Below are 24,685 nucleotides of genomic sequence, written 5' to 3'. Positions count from 1 at the left end.
CTGGATAGTGTGGCAACACAAGATCCTTGCCCCCGTTGTGTAGCGGCCTAGCACGCCGCCCTCTCAAGGCGGTAGCGCCGGTTCGAATCCGGTCGGGGGTACAAGTACGGCAGAGGGCCTTCCCGTCAGGGAGGGCCCTCTCGTCATTCCCGCGGTTCCTTCTGCCCGTAGCGCCGGTTGGACTCCTCGGCCTGGGCCATGCGGCGCAGGCTCAGCAGGACCGGCTCGTAGAGCACCGTGAGTGCGACCGCCGCCTCCAACTGCTCGTCCGGCGACTCGTACCGCTCGATCAAGTCGAGGTCCGCGTCGGCCAGTTGCCGCCCCGCGCGCGCGTACGGCGCCAAGTCCGCCACGTCGCACGGGTATCCGAGCCGGGCCAGGGTGCCCACGGCGGTCACCAGCATCCGGTAGGCCGGCGACTTGGCCCCGTATCCCTGGGCGTTCCGCCAGCCGAGGCGCTCCAGCAGCGCGTCCACCGTGTGGCGCGCCGCGTCCTCGGCCGGGTCGGCCGCGGCGGACTCCGGACCGTGCGGCAGGGCCCATACCGCCGTTCCCAGGCGGGAGTTGTGGTCCAGCGAGTCGTCCTCAAGGGCCGTGAGCACCTCGCGCGCCGACGCGATCGGCACCCGGCCCACCTGGACCAGTGCCCGCACGAGCCGGAGCCGCTGCAAGTGGGCGTCGTCGTACTCGGCCTGCGTCGCCGTTACGCGGTGGCCCGGCGGGAGCAGCCCCTCGCGCAGGTAGTACTTGATCGTGGCCGTGGGGACCCCGCTGCGCCGGCTCAGTTCCGCCAGTCTCATCGGTTCGTGCCTCCTCTTGCGCTCCTCTTTGGAGAGTGCCACTATCCAAACATGGATAGCGGAACTATCCAACGTTCGGCCCGAGCTCCGTCAAGGGGGAACCGTCATGAGCAGCAAGCCGATCGAAGGGCGCATGACCGCCGAGGCGGAAGGCGACGTGGTCGTCTTCCACATCGGGATGCGCATCAATGCCTTCCGCGCCGTCCGCAGCTGGTGGCCCGTCTTCAGGGCGATGCCGCGCATGCTGAAGGAGCTGTCGCGGGACCGGGAGAGCGGAATGCTGGGCTACCGGCTCCTGTTCGGTGGGACGCGCGTGGTGTACGTGGTCCAGTACTGGGAGTCGCAGGAGAAGCTCCTGGCGTATTCGACCGCACAGGACAAGGCGCATCGGCCCGCGTGGGCGGCCTTCAACCGGCGCATCAGGGAGGGCCGGGGCAAGGTCGGCTTCTGGCACGAGACGTTCGTGGTGCCGGCCGGTGCCCATGAGCAGGTGTACGTGAACATGCCGCCGTTCGGCCTGGGCGCGGCCACCGGTGTCATCCCGGTCGGCCGTCGCGGGGAGCGGGCCGCCGACCGTCTGACGGCGGTCTGACTCCACCGGCCGAGGTCGGCCGGGGCACAGAAAAGCGCCGGAAGAGGCTGCCGCGGCGTTGAGGCGGCTTCTTCCGGCGCTGTGTACGAGTGGGCGCTCCCGGCGCGCCAGGGTGTCAGCCGCCGGAGCGGCGCAGGGCCTCCGAGAGGCGTCCGGCGGCGTCGATGACCGCCTGGGCGTGCATGCGGCCGGGGTGGCGGGTCAGGCGCTCGATCGGCCCGGAGACCGAGACGGCGGCGACCACGCGGTTCGAAGGGCCCCGCACCGGCGCGGAGACGGACGCGACGCCCGGCTCGCGCTCGCCGATCGACTGGGCCCAGCCCCGGCGGCGTACACCCGAAAGGGCCGTGGCGGTGAAGCGGGCGCCCTGGAGGCCGCGGTGCAGACGCTCCGGCTCCTCCCACGCCATCAGGATCTGGGCCGACGAGCCCGCCTTCATCGTGAGCGTCGAGCCGACCGGGACGGTGTCCCTGAGGCCCGAGAGGCGCTCGGCCGCGGCCACGCAGATGCGCATGTCGCCCTGGCGGCGGTAGAGCTGCGCGCTCTCGCCCGTGACGTCGCGCAGGTGGGTCAGGACCGGGCCCGCCGTGGCGAGCAGACGGTCCTCGCCCGCCGCCGCCGCGAGCTCCGAGAGGCGGGGGCCGAGAATGAAACGGCCCTGCATGTCCCGAGCCACCATCCGGTGGTGTTCCAGTGCCACGGCCAGCCGGTGGGCCGTGGGTCGTGCGAGCCCGGTGGCCGCGACCAAGCCCGCGAGGGTGGCCGGACCGGACTCCAGAGCGCTCAAGACAAGGGCCGCCTTGTCGAGGACGCCTACGCCGCTAGAGTTGTCCATGCGTCGATACTCCCGTCTCACTCTGTGAAACGCAAGTTCAATTTTCTGCGAGACGCGCCACTCTGTACGAGCGATCCGCGGACCAACGGATCGGCGGCCGAGGCGCGGCACGAGGGGTACGCGCGTCGGCGAACGGATTCTCTAGTTGGGCCGGCGAAGCGGCCGGTCGGAGGGAAAGCGATGGGTAGGACACTCGCGGAGAAGGTCTGGGACGACCACGTCGTCCGGCGCGCCGAGGGCGAGCCCGACCTCCTCTTCATCGATCTGCACCTGCTGCACGAGGTGACCAGCCCCCAGGCCTTCGACGGCCTCCGTCAGGCCGGCCGGCCGGTGCGGCGGCTCGACCTCACCATCGCCACCGAGGATCACAACACCCCGACCCTCGACATCGACAAGCCGATCGCCGACCCGGTCTCGCGGGCCCAGCTGGAGACGCTGCGCAAGAACTGCGCCGAATTCGGCGTACGCCTGCACCCGCTGGGCGACGTCGAGCAGGGCGTCGTCCACGTGGTGGGACCGCAGCTGGGACTGACGCAGCCCGGCACCACGGTGGTCTGCGGCGACTCGCACACCTCCACCCACGGCGCCTTCGGCGCGCTGGCGTTCGGCATCGGCACCTCCCAGGTCGAGCACGTCCTGGCCACCCAGACGCTGCCGATGGCCCGCCCCAAGACCATGGCCATCACCGTCGACGGCGAACTGCCCGACGGCGTCACGGCCAAGGACCTGATCCTCGCCATCATCGCGAAGATCGGCACCGGCGGCGGCCAGGGGTACGTCCTGGAGTACCGCGGCTCCGCCGTCGAGAAGCTCTCGATGGAGGCGCGGATGACCATCTGCAACATGTCCATCGAGGCCGGCGCCCGCGCCGGGATGATCGCCCCCGACCAGACGACCTTCGACTACATCGAGGGCCGTGCCCACGCCCCGCGGGGCGAGGACTGGGACGCCGCGGTGGCGTACTGGAAGACCCTGAAGACCGACGACGACGCCGTTTTCGACGCCGAGGTCTACATCGACGCCGCCTCGCTGGCGCCGTTCGTCACCTGGGGCACCAACCCCGGCCAGGGAGCGCCGCTTTCGGCGAGCGTCCCCGACCCGGCTTCGTACGAAGACGCTTCGGAGCGGTACGCCGCCGAAAAGGCCCTGGAGTACATGGGGTTGACCGCCGGGCAGCCGCTGCGCGACATCAAGGTCGACACCGTCTTCGTAGGCTCGTGCACCAATGGCCGTATCGAGGACCTGCGCGCGGCCGCCTCCATCGTCGAGGGCCGCAAAGTCGCCGACGGCGTACGGATGCTGGTCGTCCCCGGCTCGGTCCGGGTCGCCCTGCAGGCCGTGGAGGAGGGCCTGGACAAGGTCTTCACCGGCGCCGGCGCCGAATGGCGGCACGCGGGCTGCTCGATGTGCCTGGGCATGAACCCCGACCAACTGGCTCCCGGCGAGCGCTCGGCGTCCACATCGAACCGCAACTTCGAGGGCAGGCAGGGCAAGGGCGGGCGCACCCACCTGGTCTCCCCGCAGGTCGCCGCGGCCACCGCGGTCACCGGCCACCTCGCCTCGCCCGCCGACCTGTCCGACGCCCCCGTGACCGCCGGAGTCTGAGAACCATGGAAGCATTCACCAAGCACACCGGCCGGGCCGTTCCGCTGCGCCGCAGCAACGTCGACACCGACCAGATCATCCCTGCTCACTGGCTCAAGAAGGTCACCAGGGACGGGTTCGAGGACGGGCTCTTCGAGGCCTGGCGCAAGGACTCCGAGTTCGTCCTCAACCGTCCGGAGCGACAGGGCTCCACCGTCCTGGTCGCGGGACCCGACTTCGGCACCGGCTCCTCCCGTGAGCACGCCGTCTGGGCGCTGCAGAACTTCGGCTTCAAGGCCGTCATCAGCTCCCGCTTCGCCGACATCTTCCGGGGCAACTCGCTGAAGAACGGCCTGCTCACCGTGGTGCTCGACCAGAAGGTCGTGGACGCGCTCTGGGAGCTGACGGAGCGGGACCCGCAGGCCGAGATCACGGTCGACCTGGAGGACCGCCAGGTCCGCGCGGAGGGCATCACCGCCGACTTCGAGCTCGACGAGAACGCCCGCTGGCGCCTGCTGAACGGCCTGGACGACATCAGCATCACCCTGCAGAACGAGCCGGACATCGCCGCGTACGAGTCCGGACGGCCCTCTTACAAGCCGCGGACCGTGCAGGTCTGACACCTCGCAACACCCCGACGTACCCCCAATCGTGAACGGTTGGGGGTACGTCTGTGTGCGGCCCTGCCGGGTACCGGCTGACCTGAACGGGTGGTCTCAACTCCCGTACCCGGGAAGGAAGAAGAGGCTGGAAATCCCCTTGTACTCGGCGCGACGGGGTACCCTCAGGAAGGCGGCGGACGGCGGCAGTTACCCCCTGCGGAGGCGACAACTCGCCCCAGATGGCACAATCGGTGCATGGGACGTGACAGCCAACTCGAGCTCTACGGGCTCGTCGCGGACCAACTGAAGGAAGCGCACTCACGAGTGCGCGCACTGCAAGTCCCGGAGGGCGTACGGATGGCGCTGACCCGGAAGCTGCTGGTCATTACGGCCGCGGCCAAACACGATCTCGCCGATGCGGCAAGGCGTCTGGAGCGATTGATGGCGTCCCTCGACGAAGCAGACGAGGGCCGATTCCCCCAAGACGGCTGAGTCGCAGCCTCAACGGACCTTCGAGGAACTCCGAGATGGGCCACTTCGTTGCGGCACAAGGGTGATTAGCCCGTTTCGTGTTTGATTTGCGGTATATATCTGCCTAACGTGCGAAAAAGCCGGAGTATTTCGCTCCCGGCAATGTCTCCGAAGGGGAAGACGTGAACAAGGCGCAGCTCGTAGAAGCGATTGCCGACAAGGTGGGCGGCCGCCAGCAGGCCGCCGACGCCGTCGACGCGGTCCTGGACGCCGTCGTCCGTGCCGTGGTCAGCGGTGACCGGGTTTCGGTCACCGGTTTCGGCTCGTTCGAGAAGGTCGACCGCCCGGCCCGTTACGCCCGCAACCCGCAGACCGGGGAGCGCGTCCGGGTCAAGAAGACCTCCGTTCCGCGCTTCCGTGCCGGACAGGGCTTCAAGGACCTGGTGAGCGGCTCGAAGAAGCTCCCCAAGAACGACGTCGCGGTCAAGAAGGCGCCCAAGGGCAGCCTGTCCGGCGGCGCTTCGGCGACGGTCAAGAAGGCAGCGGCGAAGAAGGCCACCGCCAAGAAGACCGCCACGAAGGCCACGGCGAAGAAGACCACGGCCAAGAAGACCACCGCCACCGCCAAGAAGACCACGGCGACGGCGAAGAAGGCAGCGGCGAAGAAGGCCACCGCCAAGAAGACCGCCACCAAGGCCACGGCCAAGAAGGCGACCCCGGCGGCGAAGAAGACCACCGCCAAGAAGGCCACCCCGGCGGCGAAGAAGGCCACGGCCAAGAAGACCGCCCCGGCGAAGAAGGCCACCGCCAAGAAGGCGCCCGCCAAGAAGTCCACGGCGCGCAAGACGACCGCCAAGAAGACCACGGCCCGCAAGAAGTAGGGGCACGAGGGCACTCACGCGCCGGGCCGGACTCCCACGGGGGAGCCCGGCCCGCGTCGTGTGCCCGGCCCGCTGTCCCCGGACGTCTCAGAACGTCTGCAGGGTCACCAGGGTGATGCGGCGCGCCTCGCCCTCGCCCTCGGCCTCGATACGCACCCGCTGCCCCGGCCGCAGCAGCCGCAGCCCGCCCGCGTCGAACGCGGGGGCCTCGAAGGGCACCGGAGTCCCGTCGTCGAGCAGCACACTGCCGCTGCGGGTCTCGGAGTCATACGTGTACGCGGTCGCCTGCATGGAAGGCAGCGTACTCAGTTCGGCGTACTCAGTCGGCAATGAGCAGGCCCGCCGCGGTCTCGGCGGTGCGGGGCCCCACACCGAGCACGAGAGCGGCGCGCAGGTCCTCTCCGGTGTCCACGTCCCGGCGTACGGAATCCACGCCGTCGAGCGAGAGTTCCAGGGCGCCCGACGCCGCGTGCCGGGCCCGCGAGTCCGTTCCGAATGCGGGACGCAATTCCGCACCCGGCCCCGCGCACAGCAACGTCGTGCCGATTCCTTCGGCATCAGGAAGGAATGCGCGGGGAAATGGGACGGCACCGTCAAGGGCCCGCGCCAATTCCACCGGGCGCAGCGCCGGCAGATCGGCGTTCAGGGCCGCCACGGGCGCTTTCGGCCACGCGGCACGCACGAACGCCGCTCCGTGCGCCAGAGCGGCGTTCAGGCCCTCTCCCGGCTCGTCCGGCACGATCCGGGCGCCCAGCGCGGCGAGCTCACGACCCGCCAGGGCGTCGTCCGTGACGACCACCACATCCCGTACCGCCCGGCAGGCCGCCGCGGCGGCCACGGTGTCCTGCGCGAACGCCAGGGCCAGGCCGGGCCGGAGACCGTCCCCGGAGGCGGCGGCGAGCCTGCTCTTGGCGCGCGCCAGCGGCTTCAGGGGTATCACCAGGGTCCACTGCACGCGCGCTCCGTCCTTCGCCTCGCGCCCATTGTGACCTGCTGGAGGGCCGGTGCACGGGGTGGCCGGGAAGGGGTGGGCGTACGGTGTTCTCGACAGACAGGCAGCCTGGGGCGACACTTGTGCGGCCGACCAGGTTCATGGAGGAAGGTGTCCGAGTGTCCCGCCGCAGAATCGGCTTCTGGTACCGCCTGGCGGCGGTCATCGCTAAACCGCCGCTCGTGGTTCTGTTCAAGCGGGACTGGCGTGGAATGGAACACATTCCGGCCGACGGAGGATTCATCACGGCGGTGAATCACAACTCGCATATCGACCCGTTCTCCTACGCGCACTACCAGTACAACACCGGACGGGTGCCGCGTTTCCTGGCGAAGGACGGTCTTTTCAAGGGCGGCTTCGTCGCCAAGGTCATGAAGGGCACGGGCCAGATCCCGGTCTACCGCGAGACGACGAACGCCCTCGACGCCTTCCGTGCCGCCGTCGACGCCATCGAGCGCGGCGAGTGCGTCGCCTTCTACCCCGAGGGCACCCTCACCAGGGACCCCGACATGTGGCCGATGACGGCCAAGTCCGGTGCCGCGCGGGTCGCCCTCAAGACCAAGTGCCCGGTGATCCCCGTCGCCCAGTGGGGCGCCAACCTCGCCCTGCCGCCGTACAGCAAGAAGCCCGCCTTCTTCCCGCGCAAGACCCTCCAGGTGAAGGCGGGAGCACCGGTCGACCTGTCGCGCTTCTACGACAAGGAGCCGACGCCCGACGTGCTGCGCGAGGTGACCGAGACCATCATGGCCGCGATCACCGAACTCCTGGAGGAGGTCAGGGGCGAGAAGGCCCCCGATACGCCGTACGACCCGCGCAGGGCACGGCTGGAACAACGACGCAAGGCAGACCGCGGAACCGCTCGTGGCTCCGCGGAGAGCACCTCGGAGGACAGCAAGTGACGAACCCCGTGAACTCGGCGCGCCCCGTGAAGGCCGCCGTCTTCGGAACGGGCTCCTGGGGTACGGCCTTCGGCATGGTGCTCGCCGACGCGGGCTGCGACGTCACCCTGTGGGGCCGCCGCACCGAACTCGCCGACGCCGTCAACTCCACGCGGACCAACCCGGACTACCTCCCCGGCGTGCGGCTCCCCGAGAACCTCCGGGCGACCTCCGACCCCGCGGAGGCCGCGGCCGACGCCGACTTCACGGTCCTCGCCGTGCCCTCGCAGACGCTGCGCGGCAACCTCGCCGAGTGGGCGCCGCTGCTGGCCCCCGAGACCGTCCTCGTCTCCCTCATGAAGGGCGTCGAACTGGGCTCCGCCATGCGGATGAGCGAGGTGATCGAGGACGTCACGAAGGTCCCCTCGGACCGCGTCGCCGTCGTCACCGGACCCAACCTGGCCCGTGAGATCGCCGCGCGGCAGCCCGCCGCCGCCGTGGTCGCCTGCCGGGACGAAGCCGTCGCGCAGCGTCTCCAGACGGCCTGCCACACGCCGTACTTCCGCCCGTACACGAACACCGACGTCGTCGGCTGCGAACTCGGCGGCGCCGTCAAGAACGTCATCGGCCTCGCCGTGGGCATCGCGGACGGCATGGGCCTCGGGGACAACGCCAAGGGATCGCTCATCACGCGCGGCCTCGCCGAGACCACCCGGCTCGGCCTCGCCATGGGCGCCGACCCGCTGACGTTCTCCGGACTCGCGGGCCTGGGCGACCTGGTGGCCACCTGCTCCTCGCCGCTGTCGCGCAACCACACCTTCGGCACCAACCTCGGCAAGGGCATGACCCTGGAGGAGACCATCGCGGTCACCAAGCAGACCGCCGAGGGCGTCAAGTCCTGCGAGTCCGTGCTCGATCTGGCCCGCAGGCACGGCGTCGACATGCCGATCACGGAGACCGTCGTGGGCATCGTGCACGAGGGCACACCCCCGATGGTCGCCCTCAAGGACCTCATGTCGCGCAGTGCCAAGCCCGAGCGCCGCTGAGGCACGCCTGACTACTTCGGGACCAACGGGTACTCTCAACGCGATATGAGCAGCGAGAACCTCCCCCAGAGCCCTGAGCAGCCGCTCCGCAAGCCGCGCGTGGCCGTCGTGTTCGGCGGCCGCAGCTCGGAGCACGGCATCTCCGTCGTCACGGCCGGTGCCGTGCTGCGCGCCATCGACCGCACCAAGTACGACGTCCTGCCGATCGGCATCACCACGGACGGCCGGTGGGCGCTCACCGCCGACGAGCCCGAGCGGATGGCCATCGCCGACCGCACGATGCCGAACGTCTCCGACCTCGCCGACTCCGTGGAGGGCGGCGTGGTGCTGCCCCTGGACCCCGGCAACCGCGAGGTCGTCTACAGCGAGCCCGGCTCCGTGCCCAAGGCGCTCGGCGAGGTCGACGTCGTCTTCCCGATGCTGCACGGTCCCTACGGAGAGGACGGCACCCTCCAGGGCCTGCTCGAACTCTCCGGAGTGCCCTACGTCGGCTCCGGAGTCCTCGCCTCGGCCGTCGGCCAGGACAAGGACTACATGAAGCGGGTGTTCTCCTCCTTCGGGCTGAACGTCGGCCCGTACCTGGTGATCCGCCCGCGCGAGTGGCAGCAGGACGAAGAGGGCGCCCGCCGGCGCATCGCGGACTTCGCGGGCGAGCACGGCTTCCCGCTGTTCATCAAGCCCGCGCGCGCGGGCTCCTCGATCGGCATCACGAAGGTCGACTCCTTCGAAGGCCTCGACGAGGCCATCGCCGAGGCCCAGCACCACGACCCGAAGATCCTCGTCGAGGCGCTGCTGCGCGGCCGCGAGATCGAGTGCGGCGTCCTGGAGTTCGAGGACGGCCCGCGCGCGAGCGTCCCCGCCGAGATCCCGCCCGTACAGGCGCACGACTACTACGACTTCGAGGCGAAGTACATCGACTCGGCGCCCGGGATCGTGCCCGCCCCGCTGACGCCCGACGAGACCGCGGAGATCCAGCGGCTCGCCGTCGAGGCGTTCGAGGCGGCGTCCTGCGAGGGCCTGGTGCGCGCGGACTTCTTCCTCACCGAGGACGGCCGGTTCGTGATCAACGAGATCAACACGATGCCGGGCTTCACGCCCATCTCGATGTACCCGCAGATGTGGGAGAAGAGCGGCGTCAGCTACCCCGAGCTGGTGGACCGGCTCATCCAGGCGGCCCTGAACCGCTCCACGGGCCTGCGCTAGCGCTCAGAGCCTGTCTTCGAGGCTCAGGCGATCCCCTTGGGGACGGTCTTCTTGATGGGGGCGGCGAAGTCCGTGAGCGGACCCAGGCCGCCCCCAGTACGCTCCTTCGGCAGTGTCACCTCCACGTAGGCGAGGCGCGCACCGGTCGTGAAGGTGTACGAACCGTCGTCACGCTTCTCCAGGAGCCAGGCTACGCCGTTCACCTTCACGCCGTTCTTCGGTGCGTAGGAGAGGTCGATCATCTTGGGGGGCCGCGGCACGCCGCAGCGCAGTATGATCGCCGGGTCTCCCCACCCCGCGGTCAGGTCGGACTTCGGCCCGGGGTCGGTGCGCCCCAGCCCGTCGACCTTTTCCGGCAGCTGTTCGTGCAGGTCCCGGCAGAGACTCGCGGCCTTCGCGTCCGGGGACGGAACCACCACTGACGCCTCGTCGTCCGTACCTGAACAGGCAGCTGTCGTGATCGACAGGGCGAGGGCGGACATTCCTGTGAGGCAGCGGCGCCGGAGGTGGGGGATGTTCACCGGGCCAGGGTAGACGGGGGCTACAAGTGCACGACCGGGCAGGTCAGGGTTCTGGTGATGCCATCCACCTGCTGGACCTTGGCGACCACCATGCGACCGAGTTCGTCCACCGTGTCCGCCTGGGCGCGCACGATGACATCGTAGGGACCGGTCACGTCCTCGGCCTGGATCACTCCCGGGATCTTGCCGATCAGCTCGGCGACGGTCGACGCCTTGCCGACCTCTGTTTGGATCAGGATGTACGCCTGTACCACGGAACCTCCAGGGCGGCCACGAGGATCATGTGGGGGGAGAAAGGGACGCCACGGTACCGCGTCGCCGCTCGCCGCGGGGAGACCCGGGCGACCTGTGGCGCGCACATCGCGGTGGACGGACAACAGAAGTTGACGGTCACGTCGACCGTACCGACGACAGAGACGGCTCGCGACCGGGGGCCGGGCAGCTTGAAAGGGCATGGTGAGACTCGGTGAAGGGATCCGTGGGCGAGTTGGGGGAGTTCGGGCTCATCAGAGAGCTCACTTCACGGCTCACCTCCACGCCGGCCGTACGGCTCGGCCCGGGCGACGACGCGGCGGTCGTGACCGCCCCGGACCGCAGGGTCGTGGCGAGCACCGACATCCTCCTCGAGGGGCGGCACTTCCGCCGCGACTGGTCGACCGCGTACGACGTGGGCCGCAAGGCCGCGGCGCAGAACCTCGCCGACATCGCGGCCATGGGCGCCGTGCCGACCGCGCTGCTGCTCGGCCTGGTCGTGCCCGCCGAACTCCCCGCGAGCTGGCCCACCGAGCTGATGGACGGCCTCAGGGACGAGTGCCAGGTCGCGGGCGCGGCCGTCGTGGGCGGCGACGTGGTGCGCGGCGACACGATCACCGTGGCCATCACCGCACTCGGCGACCTGCGCAACCACGAGCCCGTCACGCGCGCGGGCGCCCAGACCGGCGACGTCGTCGCCGTGACGGGCTGGCTCGGCTGGTCCGCGGCCGGGCACGCCGTGCTCTCCCGCGGCTTCCGCTCCCCGCGCGCCTTCGTGGAGGCCCACCGCAGGCCCGAACCGCCGTACCACGCGGGCCCCGCGGCCGCAGGCCTCGGCGCCACCTCCATGACGGACGTCAGCGACGGCCTGATCGCCGACCTCGGGCACATCGCCGAGGCCAGCAAGGTGCGGATCGACATCCGTTCCGGGGACGTCGACGTACCCTCCCAGATGAACGACATCGGGCAGGCCGTCGGTGTCGACCCCCTCCAGTGGGTGCTCAACGGGGGAGAGGACCACGCCATCGTGGCGACCTTCCCGCCGGACGTGAAGCTGCCCGCCCGCTGGAAGGTCATCGGCGAGGTCCTCAACCCCTCCGCGCTGCCCCAGGTGACCGTGGACGGCGCCCCGTGGACCAGCAAGGGCTGGGACCACTTCGGGGACAACGGGGACACCGAATGACCGCCCCGCCGCGTGTCCTGACCGTCGCCGGATCCGACTCCGGCGGCGGCGCGGGCATCCAGGCCGACCTGAAGACGATGCTCGCCCTCGGCACGCACGGCATGAGCGTCGTCACGGCCGTCACCGCGCAGAACTCCCTGGGCGTGCAGGGCTTCTGGGAGCTGCCGGTGGAGGCGGTGCGGGCCCAGTACCGCAGCGTCGTCGACGACATCGGCGTACAGGCCGTGAAGACCGGCATGCTCGCCTCGGCAGCGCTGGTCGAGACGGTCGCCGAGCTGATCGCGGGCACGGACGCGCCCGCGGTCGTCGATCCGGTCGGGGTCTCCAAGCACGGCGACTCGCTGCTCGCCGCGTCCGCCCTGGACTCGGTCCGCACGAAGCTGCTGCCGGCCGCCACGGTCGCGACCCCCAACCTCGACGAGGTCGCCCAGCTCACCGGCGTCGAGGTGGACTCCGAGGACGGCCTGCGGCGCGCGGCGGACGCCGTCCTCGCGTACGGGCCGAAGTGGGTCCTCATCAAGGGCGGCCACCTCCGTGGCGACGCCGTGGACCTGCTCACTGATGGCTCGGAGGAGCACGTCCTGCGCGCCCCCCGGCACGACAACCGCCACACGCACGGCACGGGCTGCACCCTGGCCAGCGCGATCGCGTCGCAGCTCGCGAAGGGGCAGGGCGTGCCCGAGGCGGTGGCGGCGGCCAAGGAGTACGTGACCGGGGCGATCGCCGAGGGGTTCGCGCTCGGCGGCGGGATCGGCCCGGTGGACCACGGCTGGCGGTCCAAGTAGGCGTGATCAGCGCGTGAACAGACGAAAGAGCCGGTCCCCCCGAAGGAGGACCGGCTCTTTCAGCAACCAGCTAGGTGGCCGCGCTGACGTCAGCGCGAGACCTTGCCGGCCTTGATGCACGAGGTGCAAGCGTTGAGGCGCTTCGGCGTCCCGCTCACCACGGCACGCACACGCTGGATGTTCGGGTTCCAGCGACGGGGCGTACGGCGGTGCGAGTGCGAGATGTTGTTGCCGAAGCCCGGCCCCTTGCCACAGACGTCGCAGTTGGCAGCCACGGGTCACTCCAAAGACTTCAGATGCACTTACGGTTAAACCCGGCATGCCGGGATCAGTGCAATGATCGAAGTGGCGTTGCCAGGAGGAATGGCCCGATGCGTATCGGGCAACCGAAGCAGCATACAACGACTGCTTCGGTACAACGAAACTACCACGGACGGCCCGGCCCCCGCCCCGGGCCCTCCGTTCACGCTGGGTCTACGCTGCGTCCATTCCGGATGGTCAAGGAGGCGAACAGGTGCCGCAGAACCTCGACGCGGTCGCGGTGCGCGCCTGGTGCCGACTGGCTCTGGACGCCCTCGGCAGGGCCCGCGAGGAGATCGACTCGATCAACGTCTATCCGGTCGCGGACGGGGACACCGGGACGAACCTCTACCTGACCGTGGAATCCGCCTCGCAGGCGGTGGACGCGGCGTTCACGGGCCACGAACCCGCCCTCCCCTCGCTGACCGAGACGGTGCGCGCGATGGCGCACGGAGCGCTCATCGGCGCCCGCGGGAACTCGGGCACGATCCTGTCGCAGCTGCTGCGGGGGATGGCGCAGGTCATCGGCGCCGATGGGGTGCCCCGCGGTGAGGCAGATCACGTCGAGGGGCCGGTCCTGGAGCGCGCGCTGCGGCAGGCCGCCGAATCCGCGTACCAGGCGGTCGCCCACCCCGTCGAAGGCACCGTCCTGACGGTGGCCACCGCGGCCGCCGACGCGGCGACCGGCACCGGCGGCGACTGCGGGGCAGTGGCCAGGGCGGCGTACGAAGGGGCCCGTGCGGCGCTGGAGGCGACGCCCGGACAGCTCGCGGTACTCGGCCGCGCGGGGGTCGTGGACGCCGGGGGCCGGGGGCTCGTGGCGGTCCTGGGGGCGCTGACGGGCGCCCTCTCGGGCGAGCCCCTGACGGCGAGGGGCGCGGCACACGGCAAGGGCTCGGTCCACGGCCACGCACGCGTGGAGGCCGTCGAGTGCGAGGACGTGCCCGGCGACGAGAGCGGCCCCGCCTTCGAGGTGATCTACCTCCTGGAGGCGGACGACGCCGCCGTCACGCGGCTGCGGGCCCGCCTCGACCGGCTCGGCGACTCGCTCGTCGTGGTCGGCGGCGACGGGCTCTGGAACGTCCACGTCCACGTCGACGACGCGGGCGCCGCCGTCGAGGCCGGCGTGGAGGCGGGCCGCCCCCACCGCATCCGGATCACCCACTTCGGAGCGGACGACGCACACACCACCACCCCGCACACCACCGCCCAGCCGCCCAGGGAACGCGCACAGCGGGCCGTCGTCGCCGTCGTGCCCGGCGAGGGACTCGCCGGACTGTACGCGGAGGCCGGGGCGACCACCGTGCCCACGCGCGTGGGGGAGCCGCCCGCCAGCGGTGAGCTCGTCGACGCGATCCGGCGGGCCCACGCCCGTGAGGTGGTGCTCCTGCCGAACGACGCCGAGTTGCGGCATACCGCGGCCGCCGCCGCGGAACAGGCCCGCACCGAAGGCGTACGCGTCGCGCTCATCCCCACCCGCTCCGCCGTCCAAGGCATCGCGGCGCTCGCCGTGCACGAGCCGGACCGCCGCTTCGACGAGGACGTCGTCGCCATGACCTCGGCGGCCGGCGCGACCCGCTACGGCGAACTGGCCGTCGCCGAGCGGCAGTCCTGGACCATGGCGGGCATCTGCCAGACCGGCGACGTGCTCGGCCTGATCGACGGCGACGTGGCCGTGATCGGCGCCGAGGTGGCCCGCACCGCCGTCTCGGTCCTCGACCGCATGCTGTCGGCGGGCGGCGAGATGGTCACGCTCGTACTCGGCGAGTCCGTGCCCGACACCGTCGCCGAGCACCTGGAGAAGCACGTGCGCGAGGCGTACCTGGCCGTCGACACCGTCGTCTACCGAGGCGGCCGTCAGTCGGCGCTCATGCTCATCGGCGTGGAGTAGCGGAGCAGCAGGGCGGCCGATCCGGGGGACCTGCACCGCATTGTCAGTGCCGTGGTGTGCAATGGATCTCGTGCCCGCGCTCGAAGAACCCCTGAAGAAAGTGGTCGGCCCCGCCACAGCGAAGGTGATGGCCGAGCACCTCGACCTGCACACGGTCGGTGACCTCCTGCACCACTACCCCCGGCGGTACGCCGAGCGCGGTGAGCTCACCCGCCTCGCCGACCTCCCCCTGGACGAGCACGTCACGGTGGTCGCCCAGGTCGCGACCGCGCGCATCCTGAAGTTCAACGGAGGTCGCGGCCAGCGCCTCGAAGTCACCATCACCGACGGAAGCGGCCAGGTCCAGCTCGTCTTCTTCGGCCGCGGCATCCACAAGCCGCACAAGGACCTGCTGCCCGGCACCCGCGCGATGTTCGCGGGCAAGGTGTCGGTCTTCAACCGCAAGATGCAGCTGGCCCACCCGGCGTACGAACTGCTGCGGGGCGACGGCGACGAGGCGGGCGAGACCGTCGGCTCCTGGGCCGGCGCCCAGCTGCCGATCTACCCGGCCACCGCCAAGCTGGAGTCCTGGAAGATCGCCAAGTCGGTCGACATGGTCCTGCCCAGCGCCCAGGAGGCCCAGGACCCGCTGCCGCCCTCCCTGCGCGACGGACGCGGCCTGATCCCGCTCCCCGAAGCCCTCCTGAAGATCCACCGGCCGCACTCCAAGGCGGACATCGCCGCCGCCCGCGACCGCCTCAAGTGGGACGAGGCCTTCGTCCTCCAGGTCGCCCTGGCCCGGCGGAGGTACGCGGACGCCCAACTCCCCGCCGTCGCCCGCAGGCGCAAGCCCGGCGGCCTCCTCGACGCGTTCGACGCCAAGCTGCCCTTCACCCTCACGGACGGCCAGGAGAAGGTCTCCAAGGAGATCTTCGACGACCTCGCGACCGAACACCCCATGCACCGCCTCCTCCAGGGAGAGGTCGGATCGGGGAAGACCATGGTCGCGCTGCGCGCCATGCTCGCCGTCGTGGACGCGGGCGGCCAGGCCGCGATGCTGGCGCCCACCGAAGTCCTCGCGCAGCAGCACCACCGCTCCATCGTCGAGATGATGGGCGAGCTGGCCGAGGGCGGCATGCTGGGCGGCGCCGAGCACGCCACGAAGGTCACGCTGCTCACCGGCTCCATGGGCGCGGCCTCCCGCCGCCAGGCCCTGCTCGACCTGGTCACCGGTGACGCCGGGATCGTCATCGGCACCCACGCGCTGATCGAGGACAAGGTCCAGTTCCACGACCTGGGCCTCGTCGTCGTCGACGAGCAGCACCGCTTCGGTGTGGAGCAGCGCGACGCCCTGCGCGGCAAGGGCAAGCAGCCCCCGCACCTCCTGGTCATGACGGCCACCCCCATCCCGCGGACCGTGGCGATGACCGTCTTCGGCGACCTGGAGACGTCCGTCCTGGACCAGCTCCCCGCCGGGCGCTCGCCGATCGCCAGCCACGTCGTCCCCGCCGAGGACAAGCCGCACTTCCTGGCCCGCGCCTGGGAGCGCGTGCGCGAGGAGGTCGAGAACGGCCACCAGGCGTACGTGGTGTGCCCCCGCATCGGTGATGAGGAAGAGGATCCGAAGAAGGCCAAGAAGAAGGCCGAGGAGGAGGCCACCGCCGAGAAGCGGCCCCCGCTCGCGGTCGTCGAGGTCGCCGAACAGCTCGCCCGCGGCCCGTTGAGCGGTCTGAAGGTCGAGGTCCTGCACGGCCGCATGCAGCCCGACGACAAGGACGCCGTGATGCGCCGCTTCGCCGCGGGCGAGACGCAGGTCCTCGTCGCGACGACGGTCATCGAGGTCGGCGTGAACGTACCGAACGCCACCGCCATGGTGATCATGGACGCGGACCGCTTCGGCGTCTCCCAGCTGCACCAGCTCCGCGGCCGCGTCGGCCGAGGCTCCGCCCCCGGCCTCTGCCTCCTGGTCACCGACATGCCCGAGGCCAGCCCCGCCCGCGGCCGCCTCGGAGCGGTCGCCTCCACCCTCGACGGATTCGAGCTGTCCCGCATCGACCTGGAGCAGCGCCGCGAGGGCGACGTCCTCGGCCAGGCCCAGTCCGGCGTCCGCTCCAGCCTGCGCATGCTCGCCGTCATCGACGACGAGGAGATCATCGCCGCCGCCCGCGAGGAAGCGGTCGCCGTGGTCGCCGACGACCCGGAGCTCGAGCGGCTGCCCGCGCTGCGCACCGCGCTGGACGCCCTCCTCGACGCGGAGCGCGAGCAGTACCTCGACAAGGGCTGATACCGCCGTACGCCATATCGTGGGATCACCACCGTCCAGCCAGAAGGAATCAGATGACCCGCGTGATCGCCGGCACGGCCGGCGGACGCCGCCTGGCCGTACCGCCGGGCAACGGCACCCGCCCCACGTCCGACCGCGCGCGCGAAGGCCTCTTCTCCACCTGGCAGGCCCTCCAGGGCACGCTCGACGGGGCCCGCGTCCTCGACCTGTACGCGGGCTCCGGAGCCGTCGGCCTGGAGGCGCTGTCCCGCGGCGCCGCGCACACCCTGCTCGTCGAGGCCGACGCCAGGGCCGCGCGCACCATCCGCGAGAACGTGAAGGCGGTCGGCCTGCCCGGCGCCGACGTGCGGGCGGGCAAAGCCGCCCAGATCGTCCAGGCAGGGGCTCCCACCAGCCCGTACGACCTGGTCTTCCTCGATCCTCCGTACGCCGTCACCGATGACGATCTTCGGGAGATCCTCCTCACACTCCGCTCGGAGGGCTGGCTCACCGACGACGCGCTCGTCACCGTTGAACGCAGTACAAGAGGCGGTGTCTTCGGCTGGCCGGAGGGTTTCGAGGCCCTCAGGTCCCGTCGCTACGGCGAAGGGACGTTTTGGTACGGTCGCGCCGCCTCTACGTGCGACGACTCAGTGATCGCGCCATGACCGGACCGGAGAGCGAGGGACTCACGTTGCGCCGCGCCGTCTGTCCGGGGTCTTTCGACCCCATCACCAATGGACACCTCGACATCATCGCCCGCGCCTCCAAGCTGTACGACGTGGTGCACGTCGCGGTGATGATCAATCAGTCGAAGAAGGGCCTGTTCGAGATCGAGGAGCGGATCGAGATGATCCGCCAGGTCACCGCCGACTTCGGCAACGTCGAGGTGGAGTCCTTCCACGGCCTCCTCGTCGACTTCTGCAAGCAGCGCGACATCCCGGCCATCGTCAAGGGCCTGCGCGCGGTCAGCGACTTCGACTACGAACTCCAGATGGCCCAGATGAACAACGGCCTCTCGGGCGTCGAGACCCTGTTCGTGCCGACGAACCCCACGTACAGCTTCCTCTCCTCCTCGCTGGTCAAGGAGGTCGCGGCTTGGGGCGGTGACGTCGCGCACCTGCTGCCGCCGCTGGTCCACGAGGCCCTGGTCGAACGCCTGGGTAAGAAGTGACCCGTCGGCAGGATCGCTGACAGTTCGTCACCCGGTGTCGGGCGGGCGGCCACTGGCCTTACAGTCGTCCCGTCCGTCTCACAACCAGCTGTAGAGAGTGGCGAGCACACGGTGGACGTGCAGAAGAAGATCGACGAGATCGTCCAGGCGGTCGGCAGCGCCCGGTCCATGCCCATGTCGGCCTCGTGCGTGGTCAACCGCGCCGATCTGCTCTCGATGCTCGAAGAGGTGCGCCAGGCCCTGCCGGGCTCCCTCGCGCAGGCCCAGGAGCTCATCGGCGGCCGCGAGCAGCTCGTCGAGCAGGCCCGCCAGGAGGCCGAGCGGATCATCGAGTCCGCCCACGCCGAGCGCGGCTCCCTGATCTCCGACACCGAGGTCGCCCGCAACTCGCAGAGCGAGGCCGACCGCATCCTCGCGGAGGCCCGCCAGGCCGCCGACGAGGTCCGCGTCGAGGCCGACGACTACGTGGACAGCAAGCTCGCCAACTTCGAGGTCGTCCTCACCAAGACCCTGGGCTCGGTCGGCCGCGGCCGCGAGAAGCTCCTCGGCACCGGACCCGGCCTCGACGAGCAGGGGTACGAGGACGAGGACGCCCCCGAGCGCAGCCACGACCCCGAGACGCTGCGCCGCAACGCCGACGCGTACGTGGACGCGAAGCTCGGCGCCTTCGAGGCGGTCCTCGCCAAGACCCTCGAAGCCGTCGGCCGCGGCCGCCAGACCCTGCACGGCCGGGCCCCCGCCGACGAGCTCGGCACCCTCGGCGAGGGCGCCGCCTCCCAGGGCCACACCACCGACGCCGAGTACCTGGCGGACCTCGCGGGACCCTCGCCCGCGGCGAGGCCCGCCCCCGCCGCCGAGCCCGCCCCGCCGCAGCCCGCCCAGGCCCCGCCGATCCCGGCCCAGCAGCCCTACGCGCCGCCGCAGCAGCAGCCCGATCCGTACGGCTACCCGCAGCACGACGGGTACCAGCAGCAGGACCAGTACGCGTACCAGCAGGCCTATGGCCAGCAGGATCCGTACGCGTACCAGCACCAGCAGCACGATCAGTACGGCTACCAGCAGCAGGGCTACGAGCAGCCGCAGTACGAGACGCCGACCGCGACGCCTGCCGCGACGCTCGAAGAGGCCAGCCTCTTCGACACGACCATGATCAGCGCCGAGCAGCTGCGCCAGTACGAACAGGGACGTCAGCAGCCCTGACGGACCGGATTGGGCCGAGAGCGAAAGGTCAAGTATCCTGGCTCTTCGGTCGCGCATACGTCCGCGACTTCGGCTGCCCGCCAAGCCTCACCTCCGAGGCCCCAGTGCGGCGGCCCCTCCCACGGAACCCCAGTATTCGAAAGCAGGAAAAGCCCTGAGCACGCGCCTCGACCACCGGAACCCCCTCGTGTTCGACACACACGAGCTGGGTCGGCGTCCTGGTGCCATGCAGCGGCTGACCCGCGAGATCGAGGCGCCCGGTCCGCCGGCCGCCTTCGGCATCGAAGGAGTCGTCGGAGTGCCGCAGGGCGCCCCGGTCGAGCTGGAGATCCGCCTTGAGTCGGTCATGGAAGGGGTGCTTGTCACAGGCACCGCCCGTGCATCGGCCGAGGGGGAGTGCGTAAGGTGTCTGGAGCCGCTCGAGCTGGAGCTCGACGCGGACTTCCAGGAGATGTTCTCGTACCCTGACGCCGACGACCGGGGCCGCACCGCGGAGCCGGCCGACGACGCCGAGGAAGACGAGAACAGGCTCTACCTCGAGGACGGCATGTTCGACCTCGAACCCGTGCTGCGCGATGCGGTGGTGCTCGCACTGCCGATGCAGCCGGTGTGCCAGGACGACTGTCCGGGCCTGTGCTCCCAGTGCGGAGTGCGGCTCGCGGACGACCCGGACCACCACCATGACGCCGTCGACATCCGTTGGGCGGCTTTGCAGGGACTCGCTGGCACCATCCAGGACGGCGAGAAGGACGAGATGAGCGGCGCCGAAGCGGAAGCGGGCGTCGACGAGAAGCAGGAGAAGTAGCCGTGGCTGTTCCGAAGCGGAAGATGTCGCGCAGCAACACGCGCCACCGCCGGTCGCAGTGGAAGGCTGCGGTCCCCACCCTGGTTTCGTGTGAGCGTTGCCAGGAGCCCAAGCAGCAGCACATCGCGTGCCCGAGCTGCGGCACCTACAACAAGCGCCAGGTCCTCGAGGTCTGAGCGGCTGGTGAGAGGCACCGTGTCTAGCCCCAAGAAGGCGGAAGACGCCAAGAAACTGGCGGAGACAACGGCCTCGTCCCACACGCTTCTGGAAGGGCGGCTCGGGTACAAGCTCGAGTCCGCCCTTCTGGTGCGTGCGCTGACCCACCGTTCGTACGCGTACGAGAACGGCGGCCTGCCGACGAACGAGCGTCTGGAGTTCCTCGGGGACTCGGTGCTCGGCCTCGTCGTCACGGACACGCTGTACCGCACCCACCCCGACCTGCCCGAAGGCCAGCTGGCCAAGTTGCGGGCCGCGGTGGTCAATTCGCGTGCGCTGGCGGAGGTCAGCCGTGGCCTCGAACTCGGCTCCTTCATCCGGCTCGGCCGGGGCGAAGAGGGCACGGGTGGCCGGGACAAGGCATCCATCCTCGCCGACACCCTGGAAGCGGTGATCGGCGCGGTCTATCTGGACCAGGGTCTGGACGCCGCGGGTGAGCTCGTCCACCGGCTCTTCGACCCGTTGATCGAAAAGTCCTCGAACCTGGGCGCGGGCCTGGACTGGAAGACCAGTCTCCAGGAGCTCACCGCGACGGAGAGCCTCGGCGTGCCCGAGTATCTCGTCACGGAGAGCGGCCCCGACCACGAGAAGACTTTCACTGCTGCCGCCCGCGTCGGAGGCGTCTCGTACGGCACCGGCACCGGCCGCAGCAAGAAGGAAGCGGAGCAGCAGGCCGCCGAGTCCGCGTGGCGTGCCATTCGCGCCGCCGCGGACGAGCGGATCAAGGCGGCCGAGGCCGCCGCTGCCGCCCGGTCCGAGGGGACCGCCGACGCCCCCTCGGCCTGACCGCCGCCTATCCTTTGATGCCGGTCGTCCCCACTGGGGGCGGCCGGCATCGTGCTGCCGAAGGAGAGCCATGCCCGAGTTGCCCGAAGTCGAAGTGGTCCGGCGCGGTCTGGAGCGCTGGGTCAGCGGGCGCGTCGTCGCCGACGTGCAGGTGCTGCACCCGCGTGCGGTGCGGCGGCACGTGGCGGGAGGCGAGGACTTCGGCGACCGGCTGATGGGGCACCGGATCGGTCTCGCGCAGCGGCGCGGCAAGTATCTGTGGCTGCCGCTCGCCGACTCCGCGCAGTCCGTCCTGGCCCATCTGGGCATGAGCGGGCAGTTGCTCGTGCAGCCCCACGAGGCGCCGGACGAGAAGCACCTGCGGATCCGGGTGCGCTTCGCGGACGACCAGGGCACCGAGCTCCGCTTCGTCGACCAGCGCACCTTCGGCGGGCTCTCGCTCCACGACAACACCCCCGACGGGCTGCCGGACGTCATCGCGCACATCGCGCGCGACCCGCTGGACACCGCGTTCGACGACGACGCCTTCCATCGCGCGCTGCGCCGCAGGCGTACGACGATCAAGCGGGCGCTGCTCGACCAGTCGCTGATCAGCGGGGTCGGCAACATCTACGCGGACGAGGCGCTGTGGCGCTCGAAGCTGCACTACGAACGGCCCACCGGCACGTTCACGCGCCCGCGCACGGCCGAACTCCTCGGGCACGTACGGGACGTGATGAACGCGGCCCTCGCCGTCGGCGGCACCAGCTTCGACAGTCTCTACGTCAACGTGAACGGCGAGTCGGGCTACTTCGACCGGTCCCTCGACGCGTACGGCAGGGAGAACGAACCGTGCCGCCGCTGCGGCGCCGCGATCCGCCGACGCCCCTGGATGAACAGGTCCAGCTACTTCTGTCCGCGCTGTCAGCGGCCGCCGCGCGTCGCGTCGTAACACTCCTGGGCGCGCACCACGTCGTCCTGCCGGCTCTCCACGAAACGGATGAGGGCCAGCAGGCGTTCGGCGACCTCCCGCCCCAGCGGGGTGAGCGCGTAGTCCACGCGCGGCGGGTTGGTGGGCTGCGCGTCGCGGTGCACCAGACCGTCGCGCTCCAGCGCGTGCAAGGTCTGGGAGAGCATCTTCTCGCTCACGCCGTCGACCCGGCGGCGCAGTTCGTTGAAGCGGAACGTGCCCTCGTGCAGCGCTCCCAGCGTGAGCCCGCCCCAGCGACCGGTGATGTGCTCCAGGGTGCCCCGCGAGGGGCACTGGCGGGAGAACACGTCGTACGCCAGGTCGTTCGGATCCATGCCGACGGTCGGTTGCATGAGGGCAGCCTACTCGCGCACAGCGCTTTCGAATAGTTAGTGCGCCCCTGGGTGGAGGGACCGGCTCAGAAGCCGAAGTCCTGCGTCCACCACGGGCCGCCCGGCGCGAAGTGCGCTCCGACGCCGAGGGTCTTGTAGTCGCAGTTGAGGATGTTGGCGCGGTGGCCCGTGCTGTTCATCCAGGCGTCCATGACCGACTGCGCGTCGGCCTGGCCGCGGGCGATGTTCTCGCCGCCCAGATCCGATATCCCGGCCTTCTCGGCGCGGTCCCACGGCGTCGCGCCGTCCGGGTCGGTGTGGTCGAAGAAGTCGCGCTCGGCCATGTCCGAGCTGAAGTCGCCCGCCAGCGCGGCGAGCCGGTCGTCGGCCCGCACCGGCCGGCAGCCCACCTTGGCCCGCTCCTGGTTGACCAGGGTGAGGACCGCGGCCTCCGCCGTGCTCTCGTCGGAGGACGACTCGGAGCGCGCCGGGGGAGCCTTCGGCTTCTCCTCGGGCGTACGGGACGGAGCGGGCTTCGGCTTGCCGCCGTTGTCGGCGTCCCGCTTCGGCGCCTGGGACGACGGCTTCTCGGACGGCGTCTTCGACGGCTTCGGGTCGGCCTTGGAGGGAGCGGGCTTCGGCGCTTCGGAGCGGCCGGTGCCGCGGCTCGGCGACGGCTCGCCGCGACCCGCGTCGGCGCTCTTGCCGCCCTGGGTGTCCACCTCGGTGGGGACGGCCGCGGAGCGTACCTCGCCCGGGTCGCCCCCGCCGCCCAGCCGGTAGCCGTCACTGCCCGGGAGCACGCCCGCGGCGACCGCGACGGCACCCATCGCGACGGCGGCGGAGACGCCGAGCAGACCCGTGCGGACCGGGGTGGTGGCGCGGCCCTTGCGGCGGTGCGTCACCGCTCCCGGGTGGTTCTCAGGGGTGGCGGCGGCGCGGCCGGCGCCGGAGCGTCGGTGGCGTCCCATCTCCTGACCTTTCGTCCTAAGATCAACGTGACTCACCCATATGAGTGAGGCTCATCGATTCGCGACTGTACGCGATGGCGCATGGGGACGAAGTGCTCCCAGAGCAATTGGCCGGTTAGCGTGCACTCATGAACGAAGACGTACGACTCACCGCCTGGGTGCGCGGACGCGTGCAGGCCGTGGGATTCCGCTGGTTCACGCGGGCCAAGGCTCTGGAGATCGGCGGGCTGAGTGGTTTTGCTCTCAATCTGGAGGACGGCCGCGTCCAGGTCGTCGCCGAAGGCCCCCGGGTCGGCTGCCAGAAGTTGCTCGACTGGCTCCGGGACGGCGACACACCCGGCCGGGTCGACGGAGTCACCGAGATCTGGGACACACCGCGTGGCATATACGAGACCTTCGCCATTCGCTGAGCCTGACCCGGGCGAACGCGGTGGGGCGGGGGCGCCGGGGTGCCCGACGAGTGTCCCGGGCAACTGCCTGAGGCAGAAAAAGCCTGGTGGTTGCCAAGAACGGCTTGTCGTGGCAGGCTCCGCAGGTAAGGATGATCTCCACGCCCCCAGGGCCCCGCAGGAGTAGCAGCGCCGCCGGTTTCCAGGCCGCGCGCCCCCGGGTCGCCCGCCAATACGGGGTGTGATCGTGTTGACCGTCAAACTTTTTGGTGAGACTCTGGAAGCCCCGCGCACCTTAGCTGTTTGGCATGTGAGAACGGCCAGCAAGACCCAGCGAAACAACGAGTGCCAAGCACCGCGGGTGCGATTCCCTCACGACCCACACCGCTTCGGTCGGTCACTCAGTGTGGAGGACCATCCATCATGGCAAAGGCGCTTCTCGGTTACGTCGGCGGCAGCGACCCGCGACTCCTCGCCGAGATGCGACGGCTCCAGCAGCGCGTCCAGGACCTCGAATCCGAGCTCGGCCGGATCCAGGCCGAGAACGACGCGCTCGCGGCTGCCGCTTCTCACGAATCGCTCCTGGAGAGCATCGACGTACCCCAGGCGGAGCCTGCGCTCACCTGACCCCTATCCGATCACTAGAACCAGGGCCTTGAGCAGATGAACAAGCGCCCTTAGCACCCGACAAGTGGTCAGCCCGTCAATGTCGGCCGGCCGCTCGTGTTCAGGTATGCAAGACATGCAAGGGACGCTTCGGCGTCCCTTCTTTCTTGTCCCCGCGTACGCTGCTCCCTTTACCGTCT

General features: G+C 70.5%; 30 protein-coding genes and 1 tRNA gene. 22 read left to right on the top strand and 9 right to left on the bottom strand.

Features of this window, described 5'->3' with window-relative positions:
• The first annotated feature begins 28 nt into the window (after positions 1 to 28).
• Positions 29 to 101: transfer RNA gene (locus DEJ48_RS11180), tRNA-Glu, on the top strand.
• A 42-nt stretch (positions 102 to 143) separates the two neighbouring features.
• Here the strand turns inward: DEJ48_RS11180 and DEJ48_RS11175 are convergent.
• Positions 144 to 800 (bottom strand): MerR family transcriptional regulator, encoded by a 657-nt coding sequence (locus DEJ48_RS11175; RefSeq protein WP_190537336.1) that lies wholly within the window; start codon positions 798 to 800, stop codon positions 144 to 146.
• A gap of 106 nt (positions 801 to 906) precedes the next feature.
• On the opposite strand from DEJ48_RS11175, the gene DEJ48_RS11170 reads away from it, so the two are divergent.
• Positions 907 to 1,392 carry a DUF4188 domain-containing protein gene (locus DEJ48_RS11170; protein WP_190537334.1) on the top strand — a complete coding sequence of 162 codons (486 nt, stop codon included), beginning with the start codon at positions 907 to 909 and terminating at the stop codon, positions 1,390 to 1,392.
• A gap of 115 nt (positions 1,393 to 1,507) precedes the next feature.
• Here the strand turns inward: DEJ48_RS11170 and ndgR are convergent, their stop codons facing one another.
• Positions 1,508 to 2,227 carry an IclR family transcriptional regulator NdgR gene (ndgR, locus tag DEJ48_RS11165; RefSeq protein WP_055564460.1) on the bottom strand — a complete coding sequence of 240 codons (720 nt, stop codon included), beginning with the start codon at positions 2,225 to 2,227 and terminating at the stop codon, positions 1,508 to 1,510.
• Between the two features lie 180 nt (positions 2,228 to 2,407).
• On the opposite strand from ndgR, the gene leuC reads away from it, so the two are divergent.
• The 4 genes from leuC to DEJ48_RS11145 all read left to right on the top strand — a co-directional run bounded on the left by leuC (position 2,408) and on the right by DEJ48_RS11145 (position 5,765).
• Positions 2,408 to 3,832 carry a 3-isopropylmalate dehydratase large subunit gene (gene leuC, locus DEJ48_RS11160; protein ID WP_150215996.1) on the top strand — a complete coding sequence of 475 codons (1,425 nt, stop codon included), beginning with the start codon at positions 2,408 to 2,410 and terminating at the stop codon, positions 3,830 to 3,832.
• Positions 3,833 to 3,837: 5 nt separating this feature from the next.
• Positions 3,838 to 4,431: a 3-isopropylmalate dehydratase small subunit gene (gene leuD, locus DEJ48_RS11155; RefSeq protein ID WP_150215995.1), complete on the top strand. Its 594-nt coding sequence runs from the start codon at positions 3,838 to 3,840 to the stop codon at positions 4,429 to 4,431.
• Between the two features lie 237 nt (positions 4,432 to 4,668).
• Positions 4,669 to 4,905 carry a hypothetical protein gene (locus tag DEJ48_RS11150; protein WP_055564463.1) on the top strand — a complete coding sequence of 79 codons (237 nt, stop codon included), beginning with the start codon at positions 4,669 to 4,671 and terminating at the stop codon, positions 4,903 to 4,905.
• Positions 4,906 to 5,066: 161 nt separating this feature from the next.
• Positions 5,067 to 5,765 carry an HU family DNA-binding protein gene (locus tag DEJ48_RS11145; protein ID WP_150215994.1) on the top strand — a complete coding sequence of 233 codons (699 nt, stop codon included), beginning with the start codon at positions 5,067 to 5,069 and terminating at the stop codon, positions 5,763 to 5,765.
• A gap of 87 nt (positions 5,766 to 5,852) precedes the next feature.
• On the opposite strand, the gene DEJ48_RS39670 is transcribed toward DEJ48_RS11145, so the two are convergent.
• The gene (locus tag DEJ48_RS39670) at positions 5,853 to 6,056 is read right to left on the bottom strand and encodes a hypothetical protein (RefSeq protein ID WP_190537332.1); all 204 of its coding nucleotides are present in this window, start codon (positions 6,054 to 6,056) and stop codon (positions 5,853 to 5,855) included.
• 28 nt (positions 6,057 to 6,084) lie between these two features.
• Positions 6,085 to 6,720: a 2-phospho-L-lactate guanylyltransferase gene (gene cofC / locus DEJ48_RS11140; protein ID WP_190537328.1), complete on the bottom strand. Its 636-nt coding sequence runs from the start codon at positions 6,718 to 6,720 to the stop codon at positions 6,085 to 6,087.
• A gap of 155 nt (positions 6,721 to 6,875) precedes the next feature.
• On the opposite strand from cofC, the gene DEJ48_RS11135 reads away from it, so the two are divergent.
• From DEJ48_RS11135 to DEJ48_RS11125, 3 genes are all read left to right on the top strand, one after another.
• Complete coding sequence (locus DEJ48_RS11135; RefSeq protein WP_150215993.1) at positions 6,876 to 7,655, top strand: lysophospholipid acyltransferase family protein; 780 nt, start codon at positions 6,876 to 6,878, stop codon at positions 7,653 to 7,655.
• Positions 7,656 to 7,729: 74 nt separating this feature from the next.
• Positions 7,730 to 8,680: an NAD(P)H-dependent glycerol-3-phosphate dehydrogenase gene (locus tag DEJ48_RS11130; RefSeq protein WP_411757529.1), complete on the top strand. Its 951-nt coding sequence runs from the start codon at positions 7,730 to 7,732 to the stop codon at positions 8,678 to 8,680.
• A gap of 45 nt (positions 8,681 to 8,725) precedes the next feature.
• On the top strand, positions 8,726 to 9,883 hold the full coding sequence (locus DEJ48_RS11125) for a D-alanine--D-alanine ligase family protein (RefSeq protein WP_150215992.1): 1,158 nt from the start codon (positions 8,726 to 8,728) through the stop codon (positions 9,881 to 9,883).
• Between the two features lie 23 nt (positions 9,884 to 9,906).
• Here the strand turns inward: DEJ48_RS11125 and DEJ48_RS11120 are convergent, their stop codons facing one another.
• Both DEJ48_RS11120 and DEJ48_RS11115 read right to left on the bottom strand, forming a co-directional pair.
• A complete protein-coding gene (locus DEJ48_RS11120) occupies positions 9,907 to 10,404 on the bottom strand; it encodes a DUF3515 domain-containing protein (RefSeq protein WP_411757444.1) in 498 nt (165 codons plus the stop codon).
• Between the two features lie 20 nt (positions 10,405 to 10,424).
• Positions 10,425 to 10,658: an Lrp/AsnC family transcriptional regulator gene (locus DEJ48_RS11115; RefSeq protein WP_016642988.1), complete on the bottom strand. Its 234-nt coding sequence runs from the start codon at positions 10,656 to 10,658 to the stop codon at positions 10,425 to 10,427.
• 212 nt (positions 10,659 to 10,870) lie between these two features.
• Between DEJ48_RS11115 and DEJ48_RS11110 the strand changes: the two genes are divergently transcribed.
• Entirely contained in the window at positions 10,871 to 11,839 is a 969-nt protein-coding gene (locus DEJ48_RS11110) for a thiamine-phosphate kinase (RefSeq protein WP_150215991.1), read from the top strand.
• Positions 11,836 to 12,624 (top strand): bifunctional hydroxymethylpyrimidine kinase/phosphomethylpyrimidine kinase, encoded by a 789-nt coding sequence (thiD, locus tag DEJ48_RS11105; protein ID WP_150215990.1) that lies wholly within the window; start codon positions 11,836 to 11,838, stop codon positions 12,622 to 12,624. The genes DEJ48_RS11110 and thiD overlap by 4 nt, the downstream gene beginning before the upstream one ends.
• Before the next feature lie 89 nt (positions 12,625 to 12,713).
• Here the strand turns inward: thiD and rpmB are convergent, their stop codons facing one another.
• On the bottom strand, positions 12,714 to 12,899 hold the full coding sequence (gene rpmB, locus DEJ48_RS11100; RefSeq protein WP_016642993.1) for a 50S ribosomal protein L28: 186 nt from the start codon (positions 12,897 to 12,899) through the stop codon (positions 12,714 to 12,716).
• A gap of 239 nt (positions 12,900 to 13,138) precedes the next feature.
• On the opposite strand from rpmB, the gene DEJ48_RS11095 reads away from it, so the two are divergent.
• The 9 genes from DEJ48_RS11095 to mutM all read left to right on the top strand — a co-directional run bounded on the left by DEJ48_RS11095 (position 13,139) and on the right by mutM (position 22,169).
• The gene (locus DEJ48_RS11095; RefSeq protein ID WP_150215989.1) at positions 13,139 to 14,815 is read left to right on the top strand and encodes a DAK2 domain-containing protein; all 1,677 of its coding nucleotides are present in this window, start codon (positions 13,139 to 13,141) and stop codon (positions 14,813 to 14,815) included.
• A gap of 61 nt (positions 14,816 to 14,876) precedes the next feature.
• Positions 14,877 to 17,078, top strand: coding sequence for an ATP-dependent DNA helicase RecG (gene recG, locus DEJ48_RS11090; RefSeq protein ID WP_150215988.1), 2,202 nt, complete (start codon positions 14,877 to 14,879; stop codon positions 17,076 to 17,078).
• Positions 17,079 to 17,131: 53 nt separating this feature from the next.
• On the top strand, positions 17,132 to 17,725 hold the full coding sequence (rsmD, locus tag DEJ48_RS11085; protein ID WP_150215987.1) for a 16S rRNA (guanine(966)-N(2))-methyltransferase RsmD: 594 nt from the start codon (positions 17,132 to 17,134) through the stop codon (positions 17,723 to 17,725).
• A gap of 26 nt (positions 17,726 to 17,751) precedes the next feature.
• Positions 17,752 to 18,231 carry a pantetheine-phosphate adenylyltransferase gene (coaD, locus tag DEJ48_RS11080; RefSeq protein ID WP_190329651.1) on the top strand — a complete coding sequence of 160 codons (480 nt, stop codon included), beginning with the start codon at positions 17,752 to 17,754 and terminating at the stop codon, positions 18,229 to 18,231.
• Positions 18,232 to 18,342: 111 nt separating this feature from the next.
• Positions 18,343 to 19,431: a cell division initiation protein gene (locus DEJ48_RS11075; RefSeq protein ID WP_150215986.1), complete on the top strand. Its 1,089-nt coding sequence runs from the start codon at positions 18,343 to 18,345 to the stop codon at positions 19,429 to 19,431.
• Positions 19,432 to 19,585: 154 nt separating this feature from the next.
• A complete protein-coding gene (locus tag DEJ48_RS11070) occupies positions 19,586 to 20,236 on the top strand; it encodes a YceD family protein (protein WP_150215985.1) in 651 nt (216 codons plus the stop codon).
• A gap of 2 nt (positions 20,237 to 20,238) precedes the next feature.
• Complete coding sequence (gene rpmF, locus DEJ48_RS11065; protein ID WP_026165248.1) at positions 20,239 to 20,412, top strand: 50S ribosomal protein L32; 174 nt, start codon at positions 20,239 to 20,241, stop codon at positions 20,410 to 20,412.
• 7 nt (positions 20,413 to 20,419) lie between these two features.
• Complete coding sequence (rnc, locus tag DEJ48_RS11060) at positions 20,420 to 21,238, top strand: ribonuclease III (protein ID WP_190537326.1); 819 nt, start codon at positions 20,420 to 20,422, stop codon at positions 21,236 to 21,238.
• A gap of 70 nt (positions 21,239 to 21,308) precedes the next feature.
• Complete coding sequence (mutM, locus tag DEJ48_RS11055) at positions 21,309 to 22,169, top strand: bifunctional DNA-formamidopyrimidine glycosylase/DNA-(apurinic or apyrimidinic site) lyase (RefSeq protein ID WP_150215983.1); 861 nt, start codon at positions 21,309 to 21,311, stop codon at positions 22,167 to 22,169.
• On the opposite strand, the gene DEJ48_RS11050 is transcribed toward mutM, so the two are convergent.
• Positions 22,142 to 22,540 carry a winged helix-turn-helix transcriptional regulator gene (locus DEJ48_RS11050; RefSeq protein WP_150215982.1) on the bottom strand — a complete coding sequence of 133 codons (399 nt, stop codon included), beginning with the start codon at positions 22,538 to 22,540 and terminating at the stop codon, positions 22,142 to 22,144. The genes mutM and DEJ48_RS11050 overlap by 28 nt on opposite strands.
• Before the next feature lie 65 nt (positions 22,541 to 22,605).
• The gene (locus DEJ48_RS11045; protein WP_150215981.1) at positions 22,606 to 23,490 is read right to left on the bottom strand and encodes a CAP domain-containing protein; all 885 of its coding nucleotides are present in this window, start codon (positions 23,488 to 23,490) and stop codon (positions 22,606 to 22,608) included.
• Positions 23,491 to 23,618: 128 nt separating this feature from the next.
• Between DEJ48_RS11045 and DEJ48_RS11040 the strand changes: the two genes are divergently transcribed.
• Positions 23,619 to 23,900 carry an acylphosphatase gene (locus tag DEJ48_RS11040; protein WP_150215980.1) on the top strand — a complete coding sequence of 94 codons (282 nt, stop codon included), beginning with the start codon at positions 23,619 to 23,621 and terminating at the stop codon, positions 23,898 to 23,900.
• Positions 23,901 to 24,302: 402 nt separating this feature from the next.
• Complete coding sequence (locus DEJ48_RS11035; protein WP_055551056.1) at positions 24,303 to 24,506, top strand: hypothetical protein; 204 nt, start codon at positions 24,303 to 24,305, stop codon at positions 24,504 to 24,506.
• The last annotated feature ends 179 nt before the right edge of the window (positions 24,507 to 24,685 follow it).

The organism is Streptomyces venezuelae, from assembly GCF_008642315.1.
Lineage (GTDB): Bacteria > Actinomycetota > Actinomycetes > Streptomycetales > Streptomycetaceae > Streptomyces > Streptomyces venezuelae_D.
The sequence above is the reverse complement of the archived record's forward strand: the minus strand, read 5'-3'. Positions and strand labels throughout refer to the sequence as shown.

Coding starts and splice junctions, on each gene's coding strand:
- DEJ48_RS11040 (WP_150215980.1), top strand. CDS start 23,619: ATGAACGAAGACGTACGACTCACCGCCTGGGTGCGCGGACGCGTGCAG.
- rsmD (WP_150215987.1), top strand. CDS start 17,132: ATGACCCGCGTGATCGCCGGCACGGCCGGCGGACGCCGCCTGGCCGTA.
- leuD (WP_150215995.1), top strand. CDS start 3,838: ATGGAAGCATTCACCAAGCACACCGGCCGGGCCGTTCCGCTGCGCCGC.
- DEJ48_RS11175 (WP_190537336.1), bottom strand. CDS start 800: ATGAGACTGGCGGAACTGAGCCGGCGCAGCGGGGTCCCCACGGCCACG.
- DEJ48_RS11170 (WP_190537334.1), top strand. CDS start 907: ATGAGCAGCAAGCCGATCGAAGGGCGCATGACCGCCGAGGCGGAAGGC.
- DEJ48_RS11045 (WP_150215981.1), bottom strand. CDS start 23,490: ATGGGACGCCACCGACGCTCCGGCGCCGGCCGCGCCGCCGCCACCCCT.
- mutM (WP_150215983.1), top strand. CDS start 21,309: ATGCCCGAGTTGCCCGAAGTCGAAGTGGTCCGGCGCGGTCTGGAGCGC.
- recG (WP_150215988.1), top strand. CDS start 14,877: ATGGATCTCGTGCCCGCGCTCGAAGAACCCCTGAAGAAAGTGGTCGGC.
- ndgR (WP_055564460.1), bottom strand. CDS start 2,227: ATGGACAACTCTAGCGGCGTAGGCGTCCTCGACAAGGCGGCCCTTGTC.
- DEJ48_RS39670 (WP_190537332.1), bottom strand. CDS start 6,056: ATGCAGGCGACCGCGTACACGTATGACTCCGAGACCCGCAGCGGCAGT.
- DEJ48_RS11035 (WP_055551056.1), top strand. CDS start 24,303: ATGGCAAAGGCGCTTCTCGGTTACGTCGGCGGCAGCGACCCGCGACTC.
- DEJ48_RS11125 (WP_150215992.1), top strand. CDS start 8,726: ATGAGCAGCGAGAACCTCCCCCAGAGCCCTGAGCAGCCGCTCCGCAAG.
- thiD (WP_150215990.1), top strand. CDS start 11,836: ATGACCGCCCCGCCGCGTGTCCTGACCGTCGCCGGATCCGACTCCGGC.
- DEJ48_RS11050 (WP_150215982.1), bottom strand. CDS start 22,540: ATGCAACCGACCGTCGGCATGGATCCGAACGACCTGGCGTACGACGTG.
- leuC (WP_150215996.1), top strand. CDS start 2,408: ATGGGTAGGACACTCGCGGAGAAGGTCTGGGACGACCACGTCGTCCGG.
- DEJ48_RS11150 (WP_055564463.1), top strand. CDS start 4,669: ATGGGACGTGACAGCCAACTCGAGCTCTACGGGCTCGTCGCGGACCAA.
- DEJ48_RS11130 (WP_411757529.1), top strand. CDS start 7,730: ATGGTGCTCGCCGACGCGGGCTGCGACGTCACCCTGTGGGGCCGCCGC.